Here is a 12,192-nt window from a genome sequence, read left to right as displayed (position 1 = left end):
ATTATTGTGAAATTTATAAAACAAACAGGTTTAGTTGTCTTTTTAACAGGATTAGCCTTTTTTATAGGAACTATTTTTACAGGTTCATTTAGTTGTACCCCCCAAGAATTGGATACTTTTATTAGCGAAAAAGGGTACAAAAGCGAAGTCATCAAAGACGAACTTTCTAGAGCAATTGTCAACAAAAAAGATTTAAACATTTTTGCTTTTTCTACTAAAGTAATTACTGCCTTCGAAACATCTAATAATTATTATGATACCTTAATTGCAAAATACAATGCTGAAAAAAATTGGACTAAAAAAGGAGCACAGTATCAATATAAAATCTCAGGAAAACTAAGAAGCACAAGTTTTGCACTTGCAAAAAAAGCGGGTAAGGGTTTAGCTGCTGACAAAACTGGTTTCATGTGGTTTCTAACTTTTGGTTTGGGTATTATTGGTGCACTGCTGTATATTGTGCCCGATGTTGTTTTATTAGGTAAGCCAGAAATTAAAAACGATGGGATATTTTTAAACGCAGCCACAAATCGTGGTTGGATTGGTTGGTTTGCTTTTATCTTTTTAGTGACTTTTTACATCCTACTCTATTTCTACCCAGATTTAATCGTTAACTGGGTCTATTTAGTAGATCCGATAAGTAAATCTATTAGCGGAAATCCTGCAAGTCAGTGGTTTTTATATGGTTTTTTATATTGTACAGTAATGAGTGTTATGGCTGTGAGAATGTATATAAAATACCGTCATAATAAATACCAAATTTTAAGAACAACATCTGTTTTATTCTTTCAAATTGTATTCGCTTTTTTAATTCCTGAAATTTTAGTTCGTTTTGATAAACCTTGGTATGACTTTAAAAATGCGTTTCCTTTAGACTATGATTTTTTCTTTAGATGGAATTTAGACGAGCTGCTTGCTAGTGGCACATTTGGTCTATTTATTTTAGTCTGGGGCGTTGTTTTAACAATAGTAGTTGTTCCTGTAATGGTCTATTTCTTTGGAAAAAGATGGTACTGTTCTTGGGTTTGTGGTTGTGGTGGATTGGCAGAAACATTAGGAGATCCTTACCGACAACTATCGAGTAAAACGCTACTTTCCTGGAGAGTAGAACGTATTGTAATTCATTCGGTATTAATTTTTGTTTTGGTCATGACGGGGTTTGCTTTGTACACTTTCTTCTCTGGAGAGAGTCAAGTAATTGGTATTAAAACGCAAACAATTCAAGATATTTATGGTTTTTTAATTGGTTCTATTTTTGCGGGTGTTATTGGTACTGGATTCTATCCTATTTTTGGAAACCGTGTTTGGTGTAGGTTTGGTTGTCCTTTAGCAGCCTATTTAGGTTTTATTCAACGTTTTAAATCAAGATTTAGAATTACTACGAATGGCGGACAGTGTATCTCATGTGGAAACTGCTCTACCTATTGTGAACAAGGAATTGATGTAAGAGCGTATGCACAAAAAGGAGAAAATATTGTACGTTCTAGTTGTGTGGGTTGTGGAGTTTGTTCTGCAGTTTGCCCTCGAGGTGTTTTAAAATTAGAAAATGGTCCTGAAGATGGAAGAATAAATCCTACAGAAATTCTACTTGGAAATGATGTAGATTTAATGGATCTCGTAAATAGAAAGTAATGTTTCAGAAAATATTCTTCCTTTTCTCTTACTATCATTGAGTTTTGCTTCTTTCTGTCAAAAAAATATCACAAAGAGTATTATAAGAATGAACAACGTAAGGAAAAAGACTAGCTTATAAATAGTAAAAATAGAGCATTTTGGAGATTCTATTACAAAAGTGGGCACCTGAAAAAAGAAGGTCATTTTATAGATAATTTAGAAACGAATTATTGGTACTTTTATGGCCAAGATTCTTAGAAAGAAAAAGAAGGTCATTTTTGAAAAGAAACTAAATAATTGGAGGTTATTTTATGATGGCCTAAGGTTGCGTGCATCATAAATGTCAATTAAAAAACAATCAAAAAAACAAATATTGCTTAATTTACAATAGGAGAAAATTGATAAAAACATCCAAATATAAAAAAGGTAAAATAATAAAAGTATGGACAGACTTTTCATCCTTACAGATGAAAACGGCGTCCCAGATTTAAGATAAAATGACACCAACCATAAAAGTAATTATACCTGCATATAACGAACAAGACTCGATTGCAAATGTTATCAACGACATTCCTAAAATCGTTGACGAAGTAATTGTTGTAAGCAATAATTCTACTGACCATACAGAAATCAATGCAAAAAATGCTGGTGCTACGGTTTTAAAAGAAAGTAAAAAGGGTTATGGTTATGCTTGCTTAAAAGGAATGGAGTACATCAGTAAACAAAACAAAAAACCAGAAATCATTGTTTTTTTAGATGGAGATTATTCTGATTATCCAGAACAATTAACAAAAATTATTGCTCCAATTATCCATGATCATATTGATTTTGTAATTGGTTCTCGTGTAAAAAAATTGCGTGAAAGTGGTTCTATGACACCGCAACAAGTTTTTGGTAATTGGTTAGCAACCTTTTTAATGAAATTATTTTTTGGCGCGAAATTTACAGACTTAGGTCCTTTTAGAGCCATAAAATATGACAAATTATTAGCACTAAAAATGCAAGACAAAACATATGGCTGGACGGTTGAAATGCAATTAAAAGCACTAAAACAAAAACTGACCTATGCAGAAATACCTGTAAAATATAGAAATAGAATTGGTGTTTCAAAAGTTTCAGGTACCATAAAAGGTTCTATCTTTGCAGGAATAAAGATTTTAGGTTGGATTTTTAAATATAGTTTTAAATAATGGTTTTAGAATATATCATCATAGCTGTTTATACTATTTGCTTATTGCTTATTTTCATGTATGCAATAGCGCAATTAAACCTACTCTTTAATTATTTGAAGTATAGAAACAAAGAAGACAACTCTCCTAAATTTAATTTCTCAAATCCTGATGAAATCCCTTTTGTAACCATACAACTGCCAGTATTTAATGAATTATATGTAATGAAGCGTTTGTTAAAAAACATCGCAAAATTAGAATATCCTTTAGATAAATTAGAAATACAAGTTTTAGATGACTCCACAGATGAATCTATAGAAATGACTGCAAAACATATTAAAAAAATTCAAGAAAAAGGAATTGATATACAGCATATTAGGAGAACCAATAGAAAGGGTTTTAAAGCAGGTGCTTTAAAGGAAGGGTTAAAAACCGCTAAAGGTGAATTTATTGCTATTTTTGATGCAGATTTTCTACCTCAAAAAGATTGGTTATACCAGACTGTTCCTTATTTTAAAAACTCAGAAATCGGAGTTGTGCAAACACGCTGGGGACATATCAATAGAAATTATTCGACGCTTACAAAAATTCAAGCATTTGCTCTAGACGCTCATTTTACTCTGGAACAAGTTGGTAGAAATAGCAAAGGTCATTTTATAAATTTTAACGGAACTGCAGGAATTTGGCGAAAAAAATGTATTTATGATGCAGGTAATTGGGAAGGTGATACTCTAACAGAAGATTTAGATTTAAGTTATAGAGCCCAGTTAAAAAAATGGAAATTTAAATACCTTGAAAAAGTAGTTACCCCTGCAGAATTACCAATAATAATTAGTGCAGCAAGATCTCAACAATTTAGATGGAATAAAGGCGGTGCGGAGAATTTTCAAAAAATGATGAGACGTGTAATAACGAGTAAAAACGTTCCTTTCAGGAGTAAGATACATAGTTTATTGCATTTATTGAACAGTTCAATGTTTACCTGTATTTTTTTAGTAGCTATTTTAAGTGTTCCTATGCTCTACATTAAAAATGAATATGCCCATTTAAAAAATTACTTTTATGTAATGAGTTTCTTTGTCCTTAGTTCTTTAATATTTTTTGTTTGCTATTGGTATATGTACAAAAATATTTATGGTAGTGGATTTAAGAATTTCTTTAAATATATAGGTGCATTTTTTACTTTTTTCTCCATAGCAATGGGCTTTTCTTTGCACAATACGATAGCAGTTTTGGAAGGGCATTTGGGTAAAAAAAGTGAATTTGTTAGAACACCAAAATTCAACATTAAGAATATAAAAGATGGTTGGAAAACAAATAAATATATCAAGAAAAAACCATCCATTCACGTTGTTTTAGAAGGCTTGCTAGCAATCTACTTTATTTTTGGAATGTACAGTGCATTCGTTGTAGGAGATCAAGGTGGAGATTTCGGATTATTTCCCTTTCACTTTATGCTTTTTATAGGCTTCTCATATGTCTTTTTTAAATCAATTTTTTCTAAAGCATAATGTCTTTTTTTACAAAAAATAAAGACGCGCTATTTATTTCTATAAGTGCTATTCTATTCTTCTTATTTGCTTATTTCTTAGAAAGAATTGCATTCTATAGACTTCTTTTTTTATGGCTTTCTCTCTTTGGATGTTTTTATCTAATCATAAAAAGTAAAAGCCTAACATTCTCTAATTTAATCGGAATCTCCATTCTTTTTAGGTTGATATTTATATTTGCAACACCTAATTTATCTCAAGATTTTTATCGATTTATTTGGGATGGAAGAATGATTCTTGAGGGACTAAATCCATATCTATCTATACCACAAAGTTTTATTCAACAGGGATTACAGCCTATTGCAGAAACAACAGAATTATACAAAGGAATGGGTGAAATGAATGGAAGCCATTATACAAATTACCCACCACTAAATCAGTTGTGTTTTTTAATAGCTGCATTATTTTCTAGTAAAAGTATTTTTGGATCTATTATCGTTTTAAGATTGCTTATTATACTTGCCGATATTGGAATCTTATATTTTGGCAAAAAGCTTTTAGAAAAACTTCAGCTACCTGTAAAAAATATTTTTTGGTATGCTTTAAATCCTTTTATCATTATAGAAATGACAGGGAATTTACATTTTGAACCTGTAATGCTGTTCTTTCTTATTTGGGGATTGCACAAACTATACGAACAAAAATGGATTTTAGCTGCCGTTTTAATTGCTTGCTCTGTTTCTGTAAAATTGATTCCTCTTTTATTTTTGCCTCTTTTTTATCAATGGTTTATGAAGCAGAACGTGTCTATAAATGAAGAGAAAAAATTGAAAAGTTATACAAAAAAATGGATTCCTACTTTCGAAGGAATGATCAGATTAATAAGTTTTTACACAATTGTTTTAGCAACTACTATCATTTTATTTCTTCCATTTTACACTTCAGAATTAATCGAAAACTACACAAATTCAGTCGGTTTATGGTTTGGTAATTTTGAATTTAATGCCAGTTTTTACTACTTATTTAGAGAAATCGGCTATCTTTTTAGAGGTTGGAATGAAATTGCAATTATTGGAAAAATAACCCCTATTTTCACTGTCATTTTTTTAATAATTCTTACATTTCTAAAGAAAAACACTACCATTATTCAATTAATAACAGCATTATTATTTGGCTTGTGTTTTTATTATTTTATGGCAACCACTGTGCACCCCTGGTATTTAGCCACTCCTATAATTTTATCAGTTTTTACCAAATATAAATTCCCCGTTGTCTGGAGTTTGGTGGTGATTTTAAGTTATCAAGCCTATTCAAATTCTCCTTGGGAAGAAAATTTATGGTTAGTTCTTCTTGAATATTTGATTGTATTTTCCTTTTTAATTTATGAAATAAAAAGTTCAAACTTAAAAAAACTGATAATTTAATAATTTAATAAAAAAGGAATCCCTATAATTTTATATATTAGTGCTTAATTATTGTTTATATGAAGAAGCTTACCATAAAAGATATTGCAAAAGAATTTAATGTTTCTATCTCCACCGTTTCTAAAGCGCTGAATGACAGCTACGAAATTAGTGCAGCGACCAAAGATAAGATCCAAAAATATGCGAAAGCAAAAAACTATAAGCCTAACTTTAATGCACTAAGTTTAAAAAATAGAAGCACCAAAACGATTGGAATTATCATTCCAACAATGCTTAAATATTACTTTGCACAAGTATTTAAAGGAATAGAAAAAACTGCTTTAGAAAGAGGTTACAAAGTTATTGCTTGCATATCTAATGAGTCATACAACAAGGAAGTTGAAATTATAGAAATGCTTTCCAATGGAAGTATTGATGGTTTTATTCTTTCCATGTCTAAAGAGACTGAAATTAAGCAAGAATTTAATCATTTTAAAGAAACCATAGAAAATGGAACTCCAATTGTAATGTTTGATCGAGTTGCAAAAACCATAGATTGTGACAAAATTATTACGGATGATTTTAATGGTGCTTTGAATACCGTTGAATATTTACACAAAACTGGTCATAGAAATATTGCTTTTGTTTCTACTTTAAGCAATTTACATATTGGTGAACAACGCTTTTTAGGTTATCAGAAAGGATTAGAAAATGTAGGTTTACCTTTTAATGAAAATCTTATTGTCAATATTTTAAACCAAGACTATAAAGAATATGAATCTATTTTGATTCCGCTCTTTAAAAATAATAAAATTGATAGTGTAATAGCTACTGGCGAATCTGCTGCAATTGCTGCAATGAAAGCTGGCTTAAAAAGCGGTCTTGAAATACCTAAAAATTTATCTGTAATTGCATTTTCAAATGGAATTTTAGCAAGACACTCAAGTCCTAAAATGACAACAATTAGTCAACATGGAGAGCAAATGGGAGAGGCCGCTGCACAGATATTAATTGATAAATTAGAAAAAAAACATAATGACACGGTTACCAAAGTAATTAAGACTGATTTAGTTATAAGAGATTCTGCTAAGTTATAATGACCGATTTCACTAAAGTAAAATTGGTAGTTTCTGATATGGACGGAACTTTACTAAACTCTCAGGGACAAGTTAGTTCACAATTTTTCAATCTTTTTAAAGAACTTAAAAAAAGAAATATTACTTTTTGCGCAGCAAGTGGAAGACAACACAATAGTATTATTGATAAACTTTCTACTATAAAAGATGATATTTATATCATTGCAGAAAATGGTGGAGTTGTCAAAAAAAGAGATGAAGTTTTACTTTCCAATTATCTACAGCAAGAAAAAGTATTAAAATTAATTCCTATTTTAAGAAAAATTAAAGGAGCAAACATGGTACTTTGTTGCAATAATGCTGCCTTTATAGAGAGCACAGATAAACTTTTCATTGAGCTCTTTCAAGAATATTATCACAGTTTTAAATTGGTAGATGATTTGTTAGAAATTCCAAAAACAACGCCTGTGTTTAAAATTGCAGTCTATCATTTTGATTCTTCTGAAGAATTTATTTATCCCGCAATCAAACACCTAAAAGAAGAGGTTTTACTAAAAATTTCTGGTAAAAATTGGTTAGATATATCTGACGAAAAAGCCAACAAAGGAAATGCTTTAAGAGAAGTTCAGAAACTTTTAGATGTTACCAAAGGAGCTACTATGGTTTTTGGAGATTATCATAATGACATAGAAATGATGCAAGAGGCACATTTTAGTTTTTCAATGAAAAATGCACATGCTGATATTACAGAACTAGCAAACTTTTCAACAGAAAGTAATGATGATTTTGGTGTTGAACGTATTTTAGAGGAGTTACTTAAAATTAGAACTTAATCCTCATAAGAAACGGTGCTTTGCCTTTCTCTATTTACATGTAATTTAGTCACATCAGGTCTCGAATAATGACCTACACAATCAAAGTTTTGTCTTTCTTCTAAAACACGATTAAAATCTAAAGTTTCTATAATCAAACCTTCTTTATTAATAATAGGCGCTACTAACCATTCTCCGTCAGGAGAAGCAATACAAGAACCACCATTTGCTAAAACCTTTGGAGCATCTTTTATAATTTTTTCATAATGAGGAATATCCCTTGGAAAATCAGATTTAGTCATTAAGCAAGAAACAGAGATCACAAAAGAACGAGATTCTCTTGCAATGAAGCGCGTAATATCCTTGGTATTATGGTCACTCCCTGGCCAAACAGCAATGTGCAAATTTTCTCCTAAACCATATAAAGCAGTTCTTGGCAAAGGCATCCAATTTTCCCAACAATTTAAGCCCCCAACCGTAAATTCTTTAAGAGGATGAACTTGCAAACCATTTCCGTCTCCAGGAGCCCAGGTCAAGCGCTCATCAAAGGTTGGCTGAAGTTTGCGATGAACAGATTTTATTTCTCCTTCTTGATTGATATACACTAATGAAGCATAAATACTATGTCCTCCTCTATTTTTTGCGCGCTCCATAATCCCTAAATAAATAGCAATGTTATGTTCTTTTGCTAATTTACAAATGGAATCTAACTCACCTTTTTCTATCGTTATAGAATTACGAACATAATGTGCATGAATTTCTTTCTGAGTTTGAGAATTCCATTCTGCACCATTCGTTAAACCAATCCAGAACGGATAGCCTGGCAGAAGGGCCTCCCCAAAAACAATCAATTCGCAATTTTCTTTTGCTGCCCCTTCAATTGAGTTTTTAATTTTTTGAATTGTTTTTTCTTTATTTAACCAAACAGGAGAGATTTGTGCTAAGGCTACTTTTAGTAAATTATTTTTCATAATTAATCTTCTATTATCATCAGACTAGGAGGTGGTGATATTATATCTCTATCGAAACTACCAAACCTTCATTAGATCTTACATTAAAAACAGTTTCATCTTCAAAGATTAAATACTGTCCTTTTATTCCAACTAGCTTTCCTTTAAAAGTTGGTGTTTTAATCAAATTTAAGCTTTTTGGTTTCTCAGGATATTTTAAAACAGGAAAGCTTAAGTGGGTTTCTAAATTGTTTTCAATAAAATACTCTTTTGCTTCTTCTGGAATAAAGACTTTTAACTTATCTCTCCATTCTACTAAATTTTCATCTTCAATATCATTCTTCAGCATTTTACGCCAATTAGTTTTATCAGCAACATATTCCTTTAAAGCGACTTCTGTAATTCCCGCTAAATACCTGTTAGGAACTTCCACAATTTCTAGAGCCTCGTGTGCTCCTTGATCGATCCATCTAGTAGGTACTTGCTGCTTTCTTGTAACGCCCACTTTAACATTGCTAGAATTTGCTAAATACACAATATGTGGTTTTAATTGTACAGATTTTTCATAAGCTAAATCCCGATCTTCAATATTTAAATGCGCTTTGCTTAATTCTGGTTTCATGATCCAATCTGCAGCATTTGGTATTTCAAAAAAACAAGATTTACAATATCCTTGTCTAAAAACTTTTTTTTCTAAATGACAGTTTAGACATTCATAAGTCACAAAACTAATTACTATCTCCTTGTCTAACAACTGATTCATATTTAAAAAATCAGAATTCATATCCAAATAATACTGAATTTGTGATGAATTTTCAGTTTTCATTTTTTTTAGTACTCCTTGATATTTCATGACCAAATTTTAGTATTTTTAGCTTATAACAAACTTACACAAAAAACGTAACTTTATCCATGGCTTTACCAATTGTAAATTCAATAATTTCTTGGTTTTTAAAAAAGAGAGTGCATCAAATAGAATTATTTTTAAAATATCCTATTGATGTGCAAGAAGAACTTTTAATGAAATTAATTGCTACTGCAAAAAGAACTGAGCTTGGCAAAGAGTATCATTTTTCTTCTATCAAAAATTATGAAGATTTTACGAAAAACGTACCTATTCAAAAATATGAAAGCATAGAACCATTAATTGAGCGTTGCAGAAAAGGTGAACAAAATTTATTTTGGCCAACTCCAATAAAATGGTTTGCAAAATCAAGCGGAACTACAAACGCTAAAAGTAAATTTATTCCTGTGAGTGATGAAGCATTGGAATATTGTCACTTAAAAGCGGGTAAAGACATGTTATGCTTATACATCAATAACAATGATGAAACCCAGTTGTTTACAGGTAAAGGTTTAAAATTAGGAGGAAGTTCTGAAATTTACAAAGACAACAATTCATACTTTGGAGATTTGTCGGCAATTATAACCGAGAACTTGCCTTTTTGGGCAGATTATAGTTCTGCCCCAAGTCAAGAAGTGGCTTTAATGGCAGAATGGGAAACCAAAATGGAAGCTATTATCGACGAAACAATACATGAAGATATTACTAGTTTAGTAGGTGTACCCAGTTGGATGCTCGTACTCTTAAATAGAGTTTTAGAGCGCACAGGTAAAGATACTATTTTAGAGGTTTGGCCAAATTTGGAAGTGTATTTTCATGGAGGTGTTAATTTTAATCCTTATCGAGAGCAGTATAAAAAATTAATTCCTAAAAAGGATTTTCAATATTATGAAACCTACAACGCCTCCGAAGGTTTTTTTGCTATTCAAGACAGAAATGGTTCAAAAGAATTATTGTTGATGTTAGATTATGGAATTTTCTATGAATTTATTCCGATGACTTCTTATAAAGGAGAAAATTCTAAAACAATTCCTTTATCAAAAGTGAAAAAAGATATTGATTATGCTTTAATTATTACCACAAATAGTGGTTTGTGGCGCTATTTAATAGGAGACACAATACGATTCACTTCTTTAGATCCTTATAGAATTAAAATTACGGGAAGAACAAGACATTACATCAATGTTTTCGGTGAAGAAGTAAATATTGAAAATGCCGAAGATGCTTTAAAATTAGCTTGCAAGAAAACAAATGCAACTATCATCGATTATACAGTGGGACCTATTTTTATGAAAGGTAAAAAAAGTGGGGGTCATGAATGGGTCATTGAGTTTAACAAAGCTCCAGAAAATATGAACTATTTTACAGAACTGTTAGACAATGCATTAAAATCTATCAATTCTGATTATGAGGCCAAGCGTTACAATTCTCTAACACTTGCAATGCCAATAATTCATGTGGCTAAAAAGGGCTTATTTTACACTTGGTTAAAGAGTAAAGACAAATTGGGAGGGCAACATAAAATACCAAGACTATCAAACTCAAGAGCATTCATAGAGGAATTATTGATATTATAAAAAAACAGGTTTCCCAATACATTTTTGCACTAGATTCATTTTTCAATACTAGAAAAGTAACATGTTCTTATAGCTACGGATACAACAATTTATAGCTATTGGCCTGTGTTAAAGTTTTAAATACAAAGTATGCCAAAAGGGGAATACTATTTTAGTGTAAGAAAGAGAAATTATATACACTAATATCAGTGAATTAAAGAAACTATATTTTACGTTCTACAACATAGTCAATCATTTCTAACAAAGAATTTTTATAAGGCGAAGTTGGGTAGTTTTCTAAAATGGCTGTAGCTCTGTCTCTGTAATCGAGCATTTTATTTGTTGTGTATTCAATACCTCCATTTTCTTTTACAAAAGCAATTACTTTTTTAACCCGTTTTTTATCTTTATTGTGTTTCTTTATAGAATTAATAATCCAATTTTTATCTTTTTTTGAACAGGTATTTAATGAATGAATTAATGGCAAGGTCATTTTTTGCTCCTTAATATCTATCCCTGTTGGTTTTCCAATTTTTTCATCAGAGTAATCAAATAAATCATCTTTAATTTGAAACGCGATTCCAATATATTCTCCAAATTTTCGCATTTGTCGAATTGTTTCTTGGTTAGCTCCTACTGAAGCTGCTCCAATTCCACAGCAAGCTGCAATTAATGTGGCAGTTTTCTGACGAATTATATCAAAGTAAATATCTTCTGTAATGTCTAATTTTCTTGCTTTTTCTATCTGCAGTAATTCGCCTTCACTCATTTCACGAACAGCAATAGAAATTAGTTTCAGTAAATCAAAATCCTGATTATCTATGGATAAAAGCAATCCTTTTGAAAGTAAAAAATCTCCCACTAAAACTGCAATTTTATTTTTCCATAACGCGTTTATAGAGAAAAAACCACGTCTTCTATTACTATCATCTACCACGTCATCATGCACTAAAGTTGCAGTATGAATCAGTTCTACCACAGAAGCCCCTCTATAAGTTCGTTCATCAAAACCACCATCAGAAACCATTTTTGCCACCAAAAAAACAAACATTGGCCGCATTTGTTTTCCTTTTCTGCGGACAATATAATAGGTAATTCTGTTTAAAAGAGGCACTTTAGAAAGCATCGAATCTTTGAACTTTTTTTCAAAAGTTTCCATTTCTGATAAAATAGGCAATTTTATTTGTTCGATAGGATTCATTAAGGATTCATTTATCAAGGCAATTTCAATTCAAAAGTAGTGAAAATAATGAGATTTTGCAGCAAAATATATAGACTGTA

10 protein-coding genes are annotated in these 12,192 nt (G+C 30.8%); 7 read left to right on the top strand and 3 right to left on the bottom strand.

The features are described 5' to 3' along the window. Positions 1-6 precede the first annotated feature (6 nt). From BLT88_RS02575 to BLT88_RS02550, 6 genes are all read left to right on the top strand, one after another. The gene (locus tag BLT88_RS02575; RefSeq protein ID WP_091952816.1) at positions 7-1,629 is read left to right on the top strand and encodes a 4Fe-4S dicluster domain-containing protein; all 1,623 of its coding nucleotides are present in this window, start codon (positions 7-9) and stop codon (positions 1,627-1,629) included. Positions 1,630-2,108: 479 nt separating this feature from the next. Continuing rightward, the gene (locus BLT88_RS02570; protein WP_036783926.1) at positions 2,109-2,801 is read left to right on the top strand and encodes a glycosyltransferase family 2 protein; all 693 of its coding nucleotides are present in this window, start codon (positions 2,109-2,111) and stop codon (positions 2,799-2,801) included. After that, positions 2,801-4,291, top strand: coding sequence for a cellulose synthase family protein (locus tag BLT88_RS02565; protein WP_091952814.1), 1,491 nt, complete (start codon positions 2,801-2,803; stop codon positions 4,289-4,291). Before BLT88_RS02570 ends, BLT88_RS02565 begins: the two co-directional genes overlap by 1 nt. Continuing rightward, entirely contained in the window at positions 4,291-5,694 is a 1,404-nt protein-coding gene (locus BLT88_RS02560; RefSeq protein WP_091952812.1) for a mannosyltransferase, read from the top strand. The genes BLT88_RS02565 and BLT88_RS02560 overlap by 1 nt, the downstream gene beginning before the upstream one ends. 59 nt (positions 5,695-5,753) lie before the next feature. After that, positions 5,754-6,770 (top strand): LacI family DNA-binding transcriptional regulator, encoded by a 1,017-nt coding sequence (locus tag BLT88_RS02555; protein ID WP_091952811.1) that lies wholly within the window; start codon positions 5,754-5,756, stop codon positions 6,768-6,770. Further along, positions 6,770-7,582 carry an HAD family hydrolase gene (locus BLT88_RS02550; RefSeq protein WP_231960064.1) on the top strand — a complete coding sequence of 271 codons (813 nt, stop codon included), beginning with the start codon at positions 6,770-6,772 and terminating at the stop codon, positions 7,580-7,582. Before BLT88_RS02555 ends, BLT88_RS02550 begins: the two co-directional genes overlap by 1 nt. Here the strand turns inward: BLT88_RS02550 and BLT88_RS02545 are convergent. Together BLT88_RS02545 and BLT88_RS02540 are read right to left on the bottom strand one after the other, a co-directional pair. After that, positions 7,579-8,532, bottom strand: a complete 954-nt coding sequence (locus BLT88_RS02545; protein WP_091952809.1) for a carbon-nitrogen hydrolase family protein — start codon at positions 8,530-8,532, stop codon at positions 7,579-7,581. The two genes, BLT88_RS02550 and BLT88_RS02545, sit on opposite strands and share 4 nt — an antisense overlap. Before the next feature lie 40 nt (positions 8,533-8,572). Beyond that, positions 8,573-9,364, bottom strand: a complete 792-nt coding sequence (locus tag BLT88_RS02540) for a DUF2797 domain-containing protein (RefSeq protein WP_091952808.1) — start codon at positions 9,362-9,364, stop codon at positions 8,573-8,575. 59 nt (positions 9,365-9,423) lie between these two features. Here BLT88_RS02540 and BLT88_RS02535 point away from each other — a divergent pair, with 59 nt between their 5' ends. After that, the gene (locus BLT88_RS02535; protein ID WP_036783944.1) at positions 9,424-10,932 is read left to right on the top strand and encodes a GH3 auxin-responsive promoter family protein; all 1,509 of its coding nucleotides are present in this window, start codon (positions 9,424-9,426) and stop codon (positions 10,930-10,932) included. 202 nt (positions 10,933-11,134) lie between these two features. Here the strand turns inward: BLT88_RS02535 and BLT88_RS02530 are convergent, their stop codons facing one another. Then, positions 11,135-12,112: a polyprenyl synthetase family protein gene (locus BLT88_RS02530; protein ID WP_091952806.1), complete on the bottom strand. Its 978-nt coding sequence runs from the start codon at positions 12,110-12,112 to the stop codon at positions 11,135-11,137. Positions 12,113-12,192 lie beyond the last annotated feature (80 nt).

Origin of the sequence: Polaribacter sp. Hel1_33_78, assembly GCF_900106075.1 — a bacterium.
GTDB lineage: Bacteria > Bacteroidota > Bacteroidia > Flavobacteriales > Flavobacteriaceae > Polaribacter.
Note: the sequence above shows the minus strand (reverse complement) of the source record. Positions and strands in the feature narration are given on the sequence as shown.